Genomic DNA, 16,393 nt, shown 5'->3' with positions numbered 1-16,393 from the left:
AACCCCTAGCGGCACCCCGGAACCCGCCCTAAGGTGCGCCCATGCCAAATCTGCCCGATGTCGTGCTGTGGTCCATACCCGCCTTCGTGCTGCTCACCGTCATCGAGGTGGTCAGCTACCGGCTCCATCCCGACGAGGACGCCGCCGGCTACGACGCCAAGGACGCGGTCACCAGCGTCACCATGGGGCTCGGCAGCATCGGCTTCGACCTGCTCTGGAAGATCCCGGTCGTGGCGGTCTTCACCGCCGTCTACGAACTGACCCCGCTGCGGGTGCCGTTCCTGTGGTGGACCGCCCTGCTGATGCTGCTCGTCCAGGACTTCCTCTACTACTGGCAGCACCGGCTCCACCACGTCATCCGGATCCTGTGGGCCTGCCACGTGGTCCACCACAGCAGCCGGAACTTCAACCTCACCACCGCCCTGCGCCAGCCCTGGACCAGCGCGACCACCTGGTGGTTCTACCTGCCGATGGTCGCCCTCGGGGTACATCCCGCGGCGGTCCCGTTCTGCTACGGCATCAACCTGCTCTACCAGTTCTGGGTGCACACCGAGCGCATCGGGAAGCTGCCGCGCCCCTACGAGTACGTCTTCAACACCCCCTCCCACCACCGCGTCCACCACGCCTCCCAGGGCGGCTACCTGGACCGCAACTTCGGCGGCATCCTGATCGTCTGGGACCGGATGTTCGGGTCCTGGGTGGGGGAGACCGACAAGCCCGTCTACGGGCTCACCAAGAACATCAACACCTTCAACCCCCTGCGCGTGGCCACCCACGAGTACGCCGCCATCGCCCGCGACGTCCGTGCCGCCGGCAGCTGGCGCGAGCGCGCCGGGCGGGTGTTCCGGGGGCCGGGCTGGCAGCCCGCCCAGGCCGCGGCCGCCCAGCCCGCCGAGGCCCAGGCCCCGGCCGCGCAGTCCGAGAAGGCGCCGGAGCCCGCCGCGTGAGCGCCGTCCAGACCCGTACCCGGCCCGTACCGCGGGTCGCCGCCGGCCGGATCCTGCTCGGCGCCTTCGCCCTGGCCTCCGCCGTCGACCTCGTCTCGCTGCTCGCCGGCTGGCACCCCGGCCACCTGATCGCCAAGCCGCTGCTGATGCCGCTGCTCGTCGGACACGTCCTCACCCTCCGGGCCCCCCGGCTGCTGGTCGCCGCCCTGCTGTTCGGCTGGGGCGGGGACCTCGCCCTGCTCTTCGACGCCAAGCCCGCCTTCCTCGTCGGCATGGGCTCCTTCGCCGTCGGGCACGTCTGCTACCTGGCCCTGTTCGGGCGGGGCCGGACCAGCCCCGCGCTCGGGGGCGCGTACGCCGTGGCGCTCGCCGGAACCGTCGCGCTGCTGTGGCCCGACCTGCCGGCGGACCTGCGGATCCCCGTGGCCGGCTACAGCCTGCTGCTCGCCTCCATGGCCTACCGCTCCAGCGCCCTCGGCGCGGTCGCGGGGGCGGGCGGGGCGCTGTTCCTGCTCTCCGACACCCTCATCGCGACGGGGGTCGCCGAGTGGCCGCAGCTCCCGCGCCCCGACTTCTGGATCATGGCCACCTACCTGGCGGCCCAGTACCTGCTGGCCCTGGGCGCACTCCGCCGGGAGCAGGCGTACCGTAGGGAAGTCATACAAGACTGAACGATCTTCAACCGGAGGGCTGCACCACCATGCGCGCCACCGTCATCCACGCCCCGCACGACATCCGCGTGGAGGAGGTGCCCGACGCTGCGATCCAGCGCCCCGAGGACGCCGTCGTCCGCGTCCTGCGTGCCTGCATCTGCGGCAGCGACCTGTGGGCCTACCGCGGCGAGGCCCAGCGCCAGCCCGGCCAGCGCATCGGGCACGAGTTCCTCGGCATCGTCGAGGAGACCGGCTCCGCCGTCTCCGGCCTGAAGGCCGGCGACCTGGTCGTGGCCCCCTTCATGTGGTCCGACGGCACCTGCGACTACTGCTCCGAGGGCCTGTACACCTCCTGTGTGCACGGCGGCTTCTGGGGTTCGGTCGGCTTCGACGGCGGCCAGGGCGAGGCCGTGCGGGTCCCGCACGCCGGCGGCACCCTGGTGAAGCTGCCCGCCGCGGCCGCCTCCGACGACCACCTGCTGACGGGCCTGCTCGCGCTCTCCGACGTCATGGGCACCGGCCACCACGCCGCCCTGGGCGCCGGCGTCCGCGCGGGCTCCACCGTCGCCGTCGTCGGCGACGGCGCGGTCGGCCTCTGCGGGGTCCTCGCGGCCAAGCGGCTCGGCGCCGAGCGGATCATCGCCCTCGGCCGGCACAGCGCCCGCACCGACATCGCGAAGCTGTTCGGGGCCACCGACGTGGTCGCCGAGCGCGGCGAGGCGGCCGAGGCGGCCGTCCGCGAGCTGACCGGCGGCCAGGGCGCGCACGCCGTCATCGAGGCCGTGGGCACCGAGCAGTCGATGCGCACGGCCGTGAACATCACCCGAGACGGCGGCGCCATCGGCTACGTCGGCGTCCCGCACGGCAGCGGCACCGGCCTCGACCTCGGCGTGATGTTCGACCGCAACATCAGCCTGCGCGGCGGTGTGGCCCCGGTCCGCGCGTACATCCCGGAGCTGCTGGAGGACGTGCTGAGCGGCGCGATCGACCCGGCGCCCGTCTTCGACCGCGCCGTGACCCTGGACGAGGTCCCGGACGGCTACCGCGCGATGGACGACCGCAGCGCCCTCAAGGTCCTGATCAAGCCCTGACCGGCGGGCGCGGGGTGAGGGGCCGGGCGGGTGATCCCCGCCCGGCCCCTCGCCGCAGGGGCCCCGTTACCGCTTCACGGCCTTGAGGGCGTCGACCACGCCCGCGCCGTAGAAGCCGGTCTGGCCCCACTTGGCCCGGCAGGTGGTGGCGTCGATCAGGTTGCCCGTGCCGTCGTAGATCTTGTCCGGGCAGGCGGTCTTCGTCGCCTGGGCCTTGAGCATGGCCTGGAGCTGCGCCGGCGTGGCCCACGGGTGCGCGCTCTTGAGGAGGGCGGCGACGCCCGCGACGTGCGGGGTGGCCATGGAGGTGCCCTGCTTGTAACCGTATCCGCCGCCCGGAAGGGTGGACAGGATACGGCCGTTGGTGTCCGGGGTGGCCGGGACCTGCCACTTGTCGCCGCCGGGGGCGGCCACGTCGACGACGCCGAGGCCGTAGCTGGAGTAGTACGACCGGAAGCCCTTGTCGCCGGTGGCGCTGACCGTGACCACGCCCGGCAGCTGCGCGGGCAGGTCCAGGCAGACCTTCGGGTCGATGGTGCGCGGCGCGGGGGTGGCGTCGTCCGGGCTGGTGTCGTCGGTGATCGAGTCGGCGGACAGGTCCCAGTTCTCGTTGCCGGCCGCGGCCACGTTCAGCACGCCCTTGCGCTCGGCGTACTTCCCGGCCCGGGTGAGGGCCTCCACCAGCGCCTTCTGGTCGTCGTCCGTCTTGCAGTTGAAGTACCAGGGGTCGACGTAGTAGCTGTTGTTGGTCACCTCGATCCCCTTCTCCGCGGCGAACATGAACCCGCAGACGACCGCCTCGGTGTAGAAGAGGCTGGTCCCCGGCTCGCTCACCTTGATCGCGGCGACCTTGACCCCGGGCGCGACCCCGCTGACGCCGATCCCGTTGCGCGCGGCGGCGATGGTGCCCGCCACGTGCGTGCCGTGGTCGCTGCCGTCGGGGTAGGGGCGCCAGGCGCCGTCGGCGGTGTCCGCGGCGCCGCCGACGCAGTTGGCCGACTGCTCCCTGGAGAAGTTCGGGGCGAGGTCGGGGTGGGTGTCGTCCACGCCGGTGTCGATGACGCCGACGGTGACGTCCCGGCTGCCCGCGTTCACCTTCTGGGCCTGGTCGGCCTTGATCGCCCGCAGGTCCCACTGGTTGGCCTCAAGGGGCTCCTGCCCCGGCTCGGCCGCGGCCGCGGCCCGCGCGGCGTCCGCGTCGCTCAGCCGCTGGGTGGTGCCCTCCTCGGTGGTCTGCACGGTCTTGAGGGGGGCCGTACGGGTGGCTCCCACGGACACGAACAGGTTCCGCTGGGCCCGCAGCCGCTTGGCGAAGTCCGGGTTCTGGGAATGTGCGACGACGACGCCGATCTGTTCGTAGGACGCCACCACCGTTCCGCCGGCCTGCTCGACGGCCTTCGCGGCCTGCCGGGCCGTGCCGTACGCGGTCAGGTTCGCCACGTACGAGAGCGCGGGCCCGGTGGCGGCGGCCCGCGCGGCCGGCGCCGGCCCCGCCGTGTCGCCCAGCGGCGCGGCCGAGGCGGCCACCGAGGGCAGGAGGGCGAGTGAGGCGGTGAGCGCCAGACCGACCGGAACGGCGAGGGCACGCCGGCGGCCGGATCCCAGATGAGCCATGGGTTCTCCACATCATCCGTGAAGGAGCAGTCCGTACGCGGTCGCGTCGGACGCGTTCATGACAGGCGAACCTAGCGTCGCCGTTCCCCTTTGCGCCATCAGTTCGAGAAATCGGCGGTTCTCGGCCGTTCGGAAGGCGGAGCCGCCACGGAATCCACGGGTGTTGAACCGTCCCGATCCGCCGGCCGTGCCGTTGTCCGGGGGGCTCGGCACCACCGCCCCCCACACGGAGGTTGTTTTGTCCGTCCCCATCGCACCCGCGCCACAAGGAGAACCCCCCGTGACCACGCAAGCAGCGCCGCCTCCGGGCGGCGCGGGACCCGCCCCGGCCCCGGTGTCGCCCGAAGAGTTCGCGCGCGTCCAGCAGAGCCCCGAGTTCGCCGAACTGCGCCACTCCTACCGTTCCTTCGCCTTCCCGCTCACCGTGGCCTTCATCGCCTGGTACCTGCTCTACGTCCTGCTGTCCAACTACGCGGGCGGCTTCATGGGGACCAAGCTCTTCGGCAACATCAACGTCGCCCTCGTGCTCGGGCTCGCCCAGTTCGCGACGACCTTCCTGATCGCCTGGCTGTACTCGCGGCACGCCAACGCCAAGCTCGACCCCAAGGCACGGGCCATCAAGAACGGTCTGGAGGGCGGAGCATGAGCGCCGTCCCGTACCTGACGTCCGCCGCCGGGGCCACCGAGCACCGCCCGCTGATCATCACCCTGTTCGGGCTGTTCGTCGTCGCGACCCTCGTCATCACCGTCTGGGCCGGCCGCCAGACCAAGGACGCCGCCGACTTCTACGCCGGCGGCCGCCAGTTCACCGGCTTCCAGAACGGCCTCGCCATCTCCGGCGACTACATGTCCGCCGCGTCCTTCCTCGGCATCGCCGGAGCCATCGCCCTCTTCGGCTACGACGGCTTCCTCTACTCCATCGGCTTCCTCGTGGCCTGGCTGGTGGCCCTGCTGCTCGTCGCCGAGCCGCTGCGCAACTCCGGCCGCTACACCATGGGCGACGTGCTCGCGTACCGGATGCGCCAGCGGCCCGTCCGCACCGCCGCCGGCACCTCCACCATCGTGGTCTCGATCTTCTACCTGCTCGCGCAGATGGCCGGCGCCGGCGTGCTCGTCTCGCTGCTCCTGGGCATCACCGCCGACGGCGGCAAGATCGCCGTGGTCGCCCTGGTCGGCGTCCTCATGATCGTCTACGTGACCATCGGCGGGATGAAGGGCACCACCTGGGTCCAGATGGTCAAGGCGGTGCTGCTGATCGCGGGCACCCTGCTGATCACCTTCCTGGTGCTGCTGAAGTTCAACTTCAACGTCTCCGCCCTCCTCGGGCAGGCCGCCGAGCACAGCGGCCAGGGGGCGAAGTTCCTGGAGCCGGGACTCAAGTACGGCAAGGACTCGCTCACCAAGCTGGACTTCCTCTCCCTCGGCCTCGCCCTCGTCCTCGGCACCGCGGGCCTGCCGCACATCCTCATCCGCTTCTACACGGTGCCCACCGCCAAGGCCGCCCGTAAGTCCGTGAACTGGGCCATCGGCATCATCGGCGCCTTCTACCTGATGACGATCGCCCTCGGCTTCGGCGCCGCCGCCCTGCTCAACCGCGACGACATCATCAAGTCCAACAAGGCCGGCAACACCGCCGCCCCGCTGCTCGCCCAGGCCGTCGGCGGCGGCCCCGACTCCACCGGCGGCGCCATCCTCCTCGCGGTGATCTCCGCGGTGGCCTTCGCCACCATCCTCGCCGTGGTCGCGGGCCTCACCCTGGCCTCCTCCTCGTCCTTCGCCCACGACGTCTACGTCAACGTCATCCGCAAGGGACGGGCCACCGAGAAGGAGGAGATGCGTGCCGCCCGCTGGTCCACCGTGGTCATCGGCGCCGTCGCGATCTTCCTCGGGGCCCTGGCCCGCGACATGAACGTCGCCGGCCTGGTCGCCCTCGCCTTCGCGGTCGCCGCCTCGGCCAACCTGCCGACGATCCTCTACAGCCTGTTCTGGAAGCGCTTCACCACCCAGGGCGCGCTGTGGTCCATCTACGGCGGCCTGATCGCGGCGGTCGGCCTGGTGCTCTTCTCCCCGGTCGTCTCCGGGAAGCCCACCTCCATGTTCAAGGACGCCGACTTCTACTGGTTCCCCCTGGAGAACCCGGGCATCATCTCGATCCCGCTCGGCTTCCTCCTCGGCTGGCTGGGAACGGTCCTCTCCAAGGAGAAGGCCGACCCCCAGAAGTTCGCCGAGCTGGAGGTACGCTCCCTCACCGGCACCGGGGCCCACTGACGAGGGCTCCCCGAGACCGCGTGAACACCGTGCGTGGCCGCGTCGTACTTCCATACGACGCGGCCGCGTTACGTATCGTTCATTCGGGCATCCCTCCGGGACACACGGGTCGCGTACGCTCGATCCATAGAACCTCTAGATCCGGACAGGGGAGGGGGCCCACAGTGCTTCTCGACACGTACGGCCGCGTGGCCACTGACCTGCGCGTCTCGCTCACCGACCGGTGCAATCTGCGCTGTACCTACTGCATGCCCGAAGAGGGCCTGCAGTGGCTGGGGAAGTCCGATCTGCTGAGCGACGACGAGATCGTCCGGCTGATCCGCATCGCCGTCACGCAGCTGGGCGTCACCGAGGTCCGCTTCACCGGCGGCGAGCCGCTGCTGCGGCCCGGCCTCGTCGGCATCGTCGAGCGGTGCGCCGCCCTGGAGCCGCGCCCCAAGATGTCGCTGACCACCAACGGCATCGGCCTCAAGCGCACCGCCCAGGCCCTCAAGGCCGCCGGCCTGGACCGAGTGAACGTTTCGCTCGACACCCTGCGCCCCGAGGTCTTCAAGACCCTCACCCGCCGCGACCGCCACCACGACGTGATCGACGGCATGGCCGCCGCCCGCGAGGCCGGCCTCACCCCGGTCAAGGTCAACGCCGTCCTGATGCCCGGGCTCAACGACGACGAGGCCCCCGACCTGCTCGCCTGGGCCGTGGAGAACGAGTACGAGCTCCGCTTCATCGAGCAGATGCCGCTCGACGCCCAGCACGGCTGGAAGCGCGACGGCATGATCACCGCCGGGGACATCCTCCAGTCCCTGCGCACCCGCTTCACCCTCACCGAGGAGGGCGCCGACGAGCGCGGCTCCGCCCCCGCCGAGCGCTGGGTGGTCGACGGCGGCCCGGCCACCGTCGGGGTCATCGCCTCCGTCACCCGCCCCTTCTGCGGGGCCTGCGACCGCACCCGGCTCACGGCCGACGGCCAGGTCCGCACCTGCCTGTTCGCCACCGAGGAGTCCGACCTGCGCGCGGCGCTGCGCTCGGGCGCCCCGGACGAGGAGATCGCCCGCCTGTGGAAGGTGGCGATGTGGGGCAAGAAGGCCGGCTCCGGCCTCGACGACCCGTCCTTCCTCCAGCCCGACCGCCCGATGTCGGCGATCGGCGGCTAGCGCCCGACCCGGCGACCACGCGCGAAGAAGGCCCCTCCCCGCAACGGGGAGGGGCCTTCGGCGTTCCGGGGGGAGGCCTCAGCGCTCGGAGCCCTCCGGCTGCACCCACTCGTCCAGCTTCACGACGTCCTTGAGGAAACCGCGCACGCCCAGGAACTGCGACAGGTGCTCGCGGTGCTCCTCGCAGGCCAGCCAGGTCTTGCGCCGCTCCGGCGTGTGCAGTTTCGGGTTGTTCCACGCCAGGACCCATACGGCCGCGTCGCGGCAGCCCTTGGCGGAACAGGTGGGGGTTTCGGAAGAGGTCACGGGCCCCACCCTACAAACGGAAGGGCGACGCCGGGCAGCCACGGGGGGAGCTGCCCGGCGTCGGTCCGTCGCTCCGACGGGGGATGCGGAGCGCGTAGGCAGTATGTCACGCAGGACCGGGTGGGGTGCACCGGAACTTCATGATTGATCTGAGCTTTTCCTGAGGTTCTCCGCCTCCAGTGCGGGGCGCACAGGGGCGGGTACGAAGTGCGACGGCAGCGAGGGCGCGGACTCGCGCCCGGCGTTCGCGATGACCACCGCGATGTAGGGGAGCAGGAGGCCGGCGGCGAGCGTCACCATGGCCACATGGCGCTCCACGTTCCACAGGATCACCGTGGCGATCACCGAAAGGGTCCTGATTCCCATCGAGATCACGTACCGGCGCTGGCGCCCCCGTACGTCCTCGGCGAGTCCCATGCGGGCACCGGTGATCCGGAAGACCTCGGCCCCGTTCCGCTTCGTCCGCTGCATGCCCCCCACGGTACGCCGCCCCCTCGGCGCCGGGGAGGAGGGGGTCCCGCCCGGACGGAGCCGCTCGGAATGCGCGGTGCGCCCCGCGGGCCCAGACTGGCCCCACATGCGCACACCGCGCCGCGAGGAGGCTCGACATGTCTTGGTTGTGGGCGATCATCGTCGGTTTCGTGCTGGGCCTCATAGCCCGGGCCATCCTGCCCGGCAAGCAGCACCAGCCGCTCTGGCTGACGACCATCTTCGGCATCATCGGCGGCATCCTCGGCAACGCCGTCGCGACGTGGATCGGAGTCCACGACACCCGGGGCATCGACTGGATCCGGCACCTGCTCCAGCTCGCCGGAGCCGTGGTCGTCGTCGGCCTCGGGGACATGCTCTACCTGGCCCTCAAGGGCGGCAAGAGCCGCACGGCGTAGCCCCGCCGGCGCGGCCCGGCCATGACGAAGGGGCCGGCACGGACCCGTGGTCCGCGCCGGCCCCTCGCCGTGGTGCCCGTCAGGCGCCGGTCACCTCGACCGCCGCCAGGTTCTTCTTGCCGCGGCGCAGCACCAGCCAGCGCCCGTGCAGCAGGTCCTCCTTCGCGGGGACCGCGTCCTCGGCCGTCACCTTCGCGTTGTTCACGTAGGCGCCGCCCTCCTTCACGGTCCGGCGCGCGGCGGACTTGCTGGCGACCAGGCCGGTCTCCGCGAGCAGGTCGACCACGAGGCCGAGCTCCGCCACCTTCGCGTGCGGCAGCTCGGACAGGGCCGCGGCCAGCGTGGCCGCGTCCAGGTCCGCCAGCTCGCCCTGGCCGAACAGCGCCTTCGACGCCGCGATCACGGCCGCGCACTGGTCCGCGCCGTGCACCAGCGTGGTCAGCTCCTCCGCGAGGGCCCGCTGCGCGGCGCGCGCCTGCGGACGCTCGGCGGTCTGCGCCTCCAGCTCCTCCAGCTCCTCACGGGACCGGAAGGACAGGATCCGCATGTAGGTGGAGATGTCCCGGTCGTCCACGTTCAGCCAGAACTGGTAGAACGCGTACGGGGTGGTCATCTCCGGGTCGAGCCAGACGGCCCCGCTCTCGGACTTGCCGAACTTGGTGCCGTCCGCCTTGACCATCAGCGGGGTCGCCAGCGCGTGCACCTCGGCCTGCGGCTCCATGCGGTGGATCAGGTCCAGCCCGGCCGTCAGGTTGCCCCACTGGTCCGAGCCGCCCTGCTGCAGGACGCAGCCGTAGCGGCGGTACAGCTCCAGGAAGTCCATGCCCTGGAGCAGCTGGTAGCTGAACTCGGTGTAGCTGATGCCCTGGTCGGACTCCAGCCGCTTGGCGACCGAGTCCTTCGTCAGCATCTTGTTGACGCGGAAGTGCTTGCCGATGTCCCGCAGGAACTCGATCGCGGACATGCCCGCGGTCCAGTCCAGGTTGTTCACCATGACCGCGGCGTTCTCGCCCTCGAAGGACAGGAACGGCTCGATCTGCGTGCGCAGGCGCGTCACCCAGTTCGCGACGGTCTCCGGGTCGTTCAGCGTCCGCTCGGCCGTCGGCCGCGGGTCGCCGATCTGCCCGGTCGCCCCGCCGACCAGCGCCAGCGGGCGGTTGCCCGCCTGCTGGAGCCGGCGCACGGTGAGCACCTGCACCAGGTGTCCCACGTGCAGCGAGGCCGCCGTCGGGTCGAAGCCGCAATAGAACGTGACGGGACCGTCCGCGAAGGCCTTGCGCAGCGCTTCTTCATCGGTGGACTGGGCGAACAGCCCGCGCCACTTCAGTTCGTCGACGATGTCCGTCACGGTCTCTCGACTCCTTACGAATTGTGGAAATGCCGTGCTCAGTCTAGGTGCGTCAGACGCCCTTGCTGACCGAACTCATGTTGAAGTCCGGGATGCGGACAGCGGGCATCGCGGCCCGTGTGAACCAGTCGCCCCACTCGCGCGGCAGCGTCTTCTCGGTGCGTCCGGCCTCCGAGGCCCTCGAGAGCAGGTCCACCGGGGACTCGTTGAACCGGAAGTTGTTCACCTCGCCCGTGACCTGCCCGTTCTCCACCAGATAGACCCCGTCCCGGGTCAGGCCCGTGAGCAGCAGGGTGGCCGGGTCGACCTCGCGGATGTACCAGAGGCAGGTCAGCAGCAGGCCCCGCTCGGTGCCCGCCACCATCTCCTCCAGCGACTTCTCCCCGCCGCCCTCCAGGATCAGGTTCCCGAAGGCCGGCGACAGCGGCAGCCCGGTCAGCGCGGCGCTGTGCCGGGTCGTGGTCAGCCGGGCCAGCTCGCCGCCGCTGATCCACTCGGTCGCCGGCACCGGGAGGCCGTTGTCGAACACCGAGGCGTCGTCGCCCGAGCTGTGCGCGATCACGAACGGCGCCGACTCCAGGCCCGGCGCGTTCGGGTCGCTGCGCAGGGTCAGCGGCAGCCGCGAGAGCCGCTCGCCGATCCGGGTGCCGCCGCCGGGCTTGGAGAAGACCGTCCGGCCCTCCGCCGCGTCCCGGGCCGCCGCCGACCACATCTGGTAGATCAGGAGGTCGGCCACGGCCGTCGGCGGCAGCAGCGTCTCGTACCGCCCGGCGGGCAGCTCCACCTTGCGCTCGGCCCAGCCGAGGCGGACGGCGAGCTCGGCGTCCAGGACGGTCGGGTCGACGTCCTTGAAGTCGCGGGTGGCGCGCCCGGCCCAGGCGGAGCGGAGGCGGTCCGGGGACTTGGCGTTGAGCTCCAGGGTGCCGTTCGGCTGGTCGTGGCGCAGCCGCAGGCCCGTGGAGGTGCCGACGTACGTGGAGACCAGCTCGTGGTTGGCGAAGCCGTAGAGCTCCCGGCCCCCCGCCCGGGCGCGGGCGAAGGCCTCGCCGAGGGCCGGGGCGAAGTCCGCGAACACGGCCGAGGAGGTCTCGTCCGGGGCGTCGGTGAAGTCCGGCGAGGCCGGGGTGCCGGTCACCAGCGGCTGGGCGTCCTCGGCGGGACCGGCCGCCCGCGCGGCCGCCTCGGCGGCGCGGACGAGCGGCTCCAGGTCGGCGGCGGTGACGGCGGAGCGCGAGACGACCCCCGAGGCCGTCCCCTGCGCGCCGTCGACGGTGGCGATCACCGTGAGGTTGCGGCCGCGGGTGACGCCGTTGGTGGTCAGCGCGTTCCCGGCCCAGCGCAGGTTGGCGCTGGACTCCTCGTCGGCGATGACGACGCAGCCGTCGGCGGTGGACAGCTCCAGGGCCCGCTCGACGATCTCGTGGGGCTTGGTACGGCTCATCGGCCGGCCTCCTGCGTGGTGTTCAGACTGTGCCGTCCCGGGGGGCGACCCCCGGACCCCCGGCGGGTTCCGTGGTGATCGTGCGTGCTCATCGACCCGCCTCCTGCGTGGTGTTCAGGATGTTCACGTCGCGGAACAGGGCCGACGGGCAGCCGTGGGAGACGGCCGCGACCTGGCCCGGCTGGGCCTTCCCGCAGTTGAAGGCGCCGCCCAGGACGTAGGTCTGCGGGCCGCCGACCTTCTCCATCGAGCCCCAGAAGTCGGTGGTCGTGGCCTGGTAGGCGACGTCGCGCAGCTGCCCGGCCAGCCGGCCGTTCTCGATCCGGAAGAAGCGCTGCCCGGTGAACTGGAAGTTGTAGCGCTGCATGTCGATCGACCAGGAGCGGTCGCCGACCACGTAGATCCCGCGCTCCACCCCGCCGATCAGATCCTCGGTGGACAGCCCGCCCGGATCCGGCTGGAGCGAGACGTTCGCCATCCGCTGGACCGGCACGTGCCCGGGGGAGTCGGCGTAGGCGCAGCCGTTGGAGCGGCCGAGGCCGGTCAGCTTCGCGATCCGCCGGTCGGTCTGGTAGCCGGCCAGGGTGCCGTCCTTGACCAGGTCCCAGCTCTGGGCCTCGACGCCCTCGTCGTCGTAGCCGATGGTCGCCAGGCCGTGCTCGGCGGTGCGGTCGCCGGTCACGTTCATGATCGAGGAGCCGTACTTGAGGGTGCCCAGCTGGTCGAAGGTGGCGAACGAGGTGCCCGCGTACGCCGCCTCGTAGCCCAGGGCCCGGTCCAGCTCGGTGGCGTGGCCGATGGACTCGTGGATGGTGAGCCAGAGGTTGGACGGGTCCACGACCAGGTCGTAGCGGCCGGCCTCGACGCTCGGGGCGCGCATCTTCTCGGCGAGCAGGCCCGGGATCCGCTCCAGCTCCCCGTCCCAGTCCCAGCCGGTGCCGGTCAGGTACTCCCAGCCGCGCCCGGCGGGCGGGGCGATGGTGCGCATGGAGTCGAACTCGCCGGTGGTGGCGTCGACGGCGACGGCGGTCAGCTGCGGGTGGACGCGCACCCGCTGCTGGGTGGTCGTGGTGCCCGCGGTGTCGGCGTAGAACTTGTTCTCGTGGACGGCGAGCAGCGAGGCGTCCACGTGTGCGACGCCCTCGGCGGCCAGCAGCCGCGAGCTCCAGTCGGCGAGCAGGGCCGACTTCTCGGCGTCCGGCACGTCGAAGGGGTTCACGTCGTAGGCGGAGATCCAGGTCTTGTCCGCGTGCACCGGCTCCGCGGCGAGCTCCACCCGCTCGTCGGCGCCCGCGGCCTTGATGACCTGGGCCGACAGCTTCGCCATGGCCACGGCCTGCGAGGCCACCTTGGCCGCGCCGTCCATGGTCAGGTCCACACCGGACGCGAAGCCCCAGCTGCCGCCGTGCACCACCCGGACCGCGTAGCCGAGATCGGTGGTGTCGGAACCGCCGGCGGGCTTGGCGTCGCGCAGCCGCCAGGAGGCGCTGCGGATCCGCTCCAGGCGGAAGTCGGCGTGGTCGGCGCCCAGCGCGCGCGCCCGCGCGAGCGCCGCGTCGGCGAGCGCCCGCAGGGGCAGCGTGGTGAAGGCCGCGTCGATGGAATGGGCCACGGGGGTCCTCCCGGGGTCGGGGACGGTCTGCTCGATCATGTCGCGATCAGGGCTCAGCTGACCACAGGTTTCTGTAGGTACTCGACAGAGCGCGTCGCGAGGCCCTGTCGGAGCCCGATTCTCCGGATGTCGCACGGGACCGATAGGTTTTTGCTACTCAGACAGCTAAGCGAAAGGGTGATCCGTTGAGCCGCTCGGTTCTCGTCACCGGAGGTAACCGGGGCATCGGCCTCGCCATCGCCCGTGCCTTCGCCCAGGCCGGCGACAAGGTCGCGATCACGTACCGCTCGGGAGAGCCGCCGCAGGAGCTCGCCGAGCTGGGCGTGCTGGCCGTGCGCTGCGACATCACCGACTCCGAGCAGGTGGAGCAGGCCTACAAGGAGATCGAGGCCAAGCACGGCAACGTGGAGGTGCTGGTGGCGAACGCCGGCATCACGAAGGACACGCTGCTGATGCGGATGTCCGAGGAGGACTTCGCCTCCGTCGTCGACACCAACCTCACGGGCACCTTCCGTGTCGTCAAGCGGGCCAACCGTGGCATGCTGCGGGCCAAGAAGGGCCGTGTGGTCCTGATCTCCTCGGTCGTCGGCCTGCTGGGCGGCGCCGGCCAGGCCAACTACGCCGCCTCGAAGGCGGCGCTGGTGGGCTTCGCCCGCTCGCTCGCCCGCGAGCTGGGCTCCCGCAACATCACCTTCAACGTCGTCGCCCCCGGTTTCGTGGACACCGACATGACGAAGGTGCTCAGCGACGAGCAGCGCTCGGGCATCCTGGCGCAGGTCCCGCTGGCGCGCTACGCGCAGCCCGAGGAGATCGCGGCCGCCGTGAGCTTCCTGGCGTCCGACGACGCCGCGTACATCACCGGAGCCGTCATTCCCGTTGACGGCGGATTGGGCATGGGTCACTGATCACCATGAGCGGAATTCTCGAGGGCAAGCGGATCCTCATCACCGGCGTGCTGATGGAGTCGTCCATCGCCTTCCACGCCGCCAAGCTGGCCCAGGAGCAGGGCGCCGAGGTCATCCTCAGCGCCTGGCCGCGCCCGTCGCTGACCGAGCGCATCGCCAAGAAGCTGCCCAAGCCGGTCAAGGTGATCGAGCTCGACGTCACCAACGACGAGCACCTGGCCCGCCTGGAGGGCCTCGTCCGCGAGGAGCTCGGCGGCCTCGACGGAGTCGTGCACTCCATCGGCTTCGCCCCGCAGGACGCGCTCGGCGGCAACTTCCTGAACACGCCGTTCGAGTCGGTCGCCACCGCCATGCACGTCTCGGCGTTCTCGCTGAAGTCGCTGACCATGGCCTGCAAGCCGCTGTTCCCGGCGGAGGGCGCCGCCGTCGTCGGCCTGACCTTCGACGCGCAGTTCGCCTGGCCGCAGTACGACTGGATGGGCCCGGCCAAGGCCGCCCTGGAGGCCACCAGCCGCTACCTCGCCCGTGACCTGGGCAAGGAGAACGTCCGCTGCAACCTGGTCTCGGCCGGTCCGATCGGCTCGATGGCCGCGAAGTCCATCCCGGGCTTCGGCGAGCTGGCGGACACCTGGAACCAGCGTTCCATGCTGGCGTGGGACATGAGTGACCCGGAGCCGGCGGGCAAGGGCGTCGTGGCCCTGCTGTCGGACTGGTTCCCGAAGACCACGGGCGAGATCGTCCACGTGGACGGCGGCCTGCACGCGATGGGCGCCTGACCCTTCGGCCGCGGACCCCGCGTCCGAACGGCGGTGGCCGCGCCTCCCTCCGGGGAGGCGCGGCCACCGCCGTTTCCGTCGTACGGGGGCAGGGGCCGCAGGGGCGCCCCCGCTCAGACGTTCGCCGTCCGACCGGATCTTTCCGAGTCGAAAACCGGGACACATGCCTGCAAACTGACCTGGCCGGGATCTTCCCGGCGGGTTCGGGGAGGAGGTACGGGCGTGCACGCGAGGCCGAGCCGAGCGGTATCGCTGCTGGTCGCCGCGGTGGCCCTGACCGGGCTGCTGATCCCCGGGGCCCTCCAGAAACCCCGCGGACCGGTGCCCGCCCCCGGCCCGGAGAAGGAGGTCCAGGCCTCGGTGGACCTCGCCGAGATCCCCGCCGAACCACCCGTACGGCCCGAGCAGCCCGCCGCCCGCGAGCTCTACGGCTCCGACTGCGACACCGAGATCGACGGCTCACAGGTGATCGCGTACTGCCACAACGGCTACCCCGAGACCGACCTGCTCCGCCTCCACGTGGAGTGCGAGCGCTGGTGGGACCTGGACGGGGACGGCGCCCTCGTCCCCCTGGAGCCCGCCGGCCGCACCCGGCTGACCGGCCGCTGCTGGAAAGAGGTCCGCACGGCCTGGGTCAGCCACCAGCGCCCCTGACCGGGTCAGCCACCAGCGCCCCTGAGGAACGCCTAGCGCGCGCCCTTGCCGAGGCAGACGAACGGGTAGCCCGCCGCCTCGGAGGCGGCCGTGTCCCCGTCCCCGCGCCGGATCGCCTCGATCAGCCGCGCGTGGTCCAGGTGGGCGGCCGGGTCCAGCACCTTGCCGACGTCCCCGCGCAGCCACTGCGCCACCAGATCGCCCAGGTCCGCGTACAGCTCGATCAGCACCTCGTTGTGCGAGGCCGTCACCACCGCCATGTGCAGGGCGACGTCCGCACTCACGAACAGGTCGGTGTCCCCGCTCGCCCAGGCCTCCTCGCGCCGCGCCAGCAGCGCGTCCAGCTGGACCAGGTCCCGCTCGGTGCGCCGCTCGGCGGCCAGCCGGGCCGCCGAGGACTCCAGCGTCGAGCGCAGTTCCGCGATGTGCCGGGGGTCGGCCCCCGCGAAGCGCCGGTGCATCACCCCGGCCAGCTCGCTCGTGGCGAGCACGTACGTACCCGAGCCCTGGCGGATGTCCAGGAGCCCGTTGTGGGCGAGGGCCCGGACGGCCTCCCGCACGGTGTTGCGGGCGACGCCCAGTAGCTCCACCAGCTCGGGCTCGGTGGGGATCCGGCTCCCGACCGGCCACTCGCCGGAGGTGATCTGGTTCCTGAGCTGGGCGATCACCTGGTCGACGAGCGCGGAACGCCGGGGCGAGGTCAACGGCATGCGGACGGGGCCTTTCGAGAACTGCCG

17 protein-coding genes are annotated in these 16,393 nt (G+C 71.6%); 10 read left to right on the top strand and 7 right to left on the bottom strand.

Annotation, left to right across the window (positions count from 1 at the left end; genetic code table 11):
* Positions 1-41: 41 nt before the first annotated feature.
* From AB0O29_RS12835 to AB0O29_RS12825, 3 genes are read left to right on the top strand one after another with little or no spacing between them, the layout of a single operon-like run.
* Positions 42-947 carry a sterol desaturase family protein gene (locus AB0O29_RS12835; protein WP_365150423.1) on the top strand — a complete coding sequence of 302 codons (906 nt, stop codon included), beginning with the start codon at positions 42-44 and terminating at the stop codon, positions 945-947.
* On the top strand, positions 944-1,618 hold the full coding sequence (locus AB0O29_RS12830) for a lysoplasmalogenase (RefSeq protein ID WP_365150420.1): 675 nt from the start codon (positions 944-946) through the stop codon (positions 1,616-1,618). Before AB0O29_RS12835 ends, AB0O29_RS12830 begins: the two co-directional genes overlap by 4 nt.
* Positions 1,619-1,647: 29 nt before the next feature.
* Positions 1,648-2,691 carry a zinc-dependent alcohol dehydrogenase family protein gene (locus tag AB0O29_RS12825; protein WP_365150417.1) on the top strand — a complete coding sequence of 348 codons (1,044 nt, stop codon included), beginning with the start codon at positions 1,648-1,650 and terminating at the stop codon, positions 2,689-2,691.
* A 66-nt stretch (positions 2,692-2,757) separates the two neighbouring features.
* Here the strand turns inward: AB0O29_RS12825 and AB0O29_RS12820 are convergent, their stop codons facing one another.
* Positions 2,758-4,305 (bottom strand): S8 family serine peptidase, encoded by a 1,548-nt coding sequence (locus AB0O29_RS12820; protein WP_365150414.1) that lies wholly within the window; start codon positions 4,303-4,305, stop codon positions 2,758-2,760.
* A 280-nt stretch (positions 4,306-4,585) separates the two neighbouring features.
* On the opposite strand from AB0O29_RS12820, the gene AB0O29_RS12815 reads away from it, so the two are divergent.
* From AB0O29_RS12815 to moaA, 3 genes are all read left to right on the top strand, one after another.
* A complete protein-coding gene (locus AB0O29_RS12815) occupies positions 4,586-4,951 on the top strand; it encodes a DUF485 domain-containing protein (RefSeq protein ID WP_365150411.1) in 366 nt (121 codons plus the stop codon).
* Complete coding sequence (locus tag AB0O29_RS12810; RefSeq protein ID WP_365150408.1) at positions 4,948-6,573, top strand: cation acetate symporter; 1,626 nt, start codon at positions 4,948-4,950, stop codon at positions 6,571-6,573. The genes AB0O29_RS12815 and AB0O29_RS12810 overlap by 4 nt, the downstream gene beginning before the upstream one ends.
* Positions 6,574-6,737: 164 nt before the next feature.
* Positions 6,738-7,727 carry a GTP 3',8-cyclase MoaA gene (moaA, locus tag AB0O29_RS12805; protein ID WP_365150405.1) on the top strand — a complete coding sequence of 330 codons (990 nt, stop codon included), beginning with the start codon at positions 6,738-6,740 and terminating at the stop codon, positions 7,725-7,727.
* Positions 7,728-7,805: 78 nt separating this feature from the next.
* On the opposite strand, the gene AB0O29_RS12800 is transcribed toward moaA, so the two are convergent.
* Positions 7,806-8,033: a hypothetical protein gene (locus tag AB0O29_RS12800; protein ID WP_365150403.1), complete on the bottom strand. Its 228-nt coding sequence runs from the start codon at positions 8,031-8,033 to the stop codon at positions 7,806-7,808.
* A 138-nt stretch (positions 8,034-8,171) separates the two neighbouring features.
* Positions 8,172-8,504, bottom strand: a complete 333-nt coding sequence (locus AB0O29_RS12795) for a DUF3099 domain-containing protein (RefSeq protein ID WP_365150400.1) — start codon at positions 8,502-8,504, stop codon at positions 8,172-8,174.
* Between the two features lie 137 nt (positions 8,505-8,641).
* Between AB0O29_RS12795 and AB0O29_RS12790 the strand changes: the two genes are divergently transcribed.
* Positions 8,642-8,920, top strand: a complete 279-nt coding sequence (locus AB0O29_RS12790; protein WP_365150397.1) for a GlsB/YeaQ/YmgE family stress response membrane protein — start codon at positions 8,642-8,644, stop codon at positions 8,918-8,920.
* Between the two features lie 79 nt (positions 8,921-8,999).
* On the opposite strand, the gene tyrS is transcribed toward AB0O29_RS12790, so the two are convergent.
* The 3 genes from tyrS to AB0O29_RS12775 form a co-directional block, all read right to left on the bottom strand.
* Positions 9,000-10,268, bottom strand: a complete 1,269-nt coding sequence (gene tyrS / locus AB0O29_RS12785) for a tyrosine--tRNA ligase (protein WP_365150394.1) — start codon at positions 10,266-10,268, stop codon at positions 9,000-9,002.
* A gap of 52 nt (positions 10,269-10,320) precedes the next feature.
* Positions 10,321-11,709 carry a metallopeptidase TldD-related protein gene (locus AB0O29_RS12780; RefSeq protein ID WP_365150391.1) on the bottom strand — a complete coding sequence of 463 codons (1,389 nt, stop codon included), beginning with the start codon at positions 11,707-11,709 and terminating at the stop codon, positions 10,321-10,323.
* Between the two features lie 88 nt (positions 11,710-11,797).
* Complete coding sequence (locus tag AB0O29_RS12775; RefSeq protein ID WP_365150488.1) at positions 11,798-13,321, bottom strand: TldD/PmbA family protein; 1,524 nt, start codon at positions 13,319-13,321, stop codon at positions 11,798-11,800.
* Positions 13,322-13,506: 185 nt separating this feature from the next.
* Between AB0O29_RS12775 and fabG the strand changes: the two genes are divergently transcribed.
* The 3 genes from fabG to AB0O29_RS12760 all read left to right on the top strand — a co-directional run bounded on the left by fabG (position 13,507) and on the right by AB0O29_RS12760 (position 15,656).
* Complete coding sequence (gene fabG, locus AB0O29_RS12770) at positions 13,507-14,226, top strand: 3-oxoacyl-[acyl-carrier-protein] reductase (RefSeq protein WP_365150388.1); 720 nt, start codon at positions 13,507-13,509, stop codon at positions 14,224-14,226.
* A 5-nt stretch (positions 14,227-14,231) separates the two neighbouring features.
* Complete coding sequence (gene fabI / locus AB0O29_RS12765; RefSeq protein ID WP_365150385.1) at positions 14,232-15,002, top strand: enoyl-ACP reductase FabI; 771 nt, start codon at positions 14,232-14,234, stop codon at positions 15,000-15,002.
* Positions 15,003-15,362: 360 nt separating this feature from the next.
* The gene (locus AB0O29_RS12760) at positions 15,363-15,656 is read left to right on the top strand and encodes a hypothetical protein (protein WP_365150485.1); all 294 of its coding nucleotides are present in this window, start codon (positions 15,363-15,365) and stop codon (positions 15,654-15,656) included.
* 32 nt (positions 15,657-15,688) lie between these two features.
* On the opposite strand, the gene AB0O29_RS12755 is transcribed toward AB0O29_RS12760, so the two are convergent.
* Positions 15,689-16,366: a FadR/GntR family transcriptional regulator gene (locus AB0O29_RS12755; protein ID WP_365150382.1), complete on the bottom strand. Its 678-nt coding sequence runs from the start codon at positions 16,364-16,366 to the stop codon at positions 15,689-15,691.
* Between the last annotated feature and the right edge of the window lie 27 nt (positions 16,367-16,393).

It is taken from the genome of Streptomyces sp. NPDC089915, assembly GCF_040684675.1.
In the GTDB taxonomy this organism is placed as follows: Bacteria; Actinomycetota; Actinomycetes; order Streptomycetales; family Streptomycetaceae; genus Streptomyces.
The sequence above is the reverse complement of the archived record's forward strand: the minus strand, read 5'-3'. Positions and strand labels throughout refer to the sequence as shown.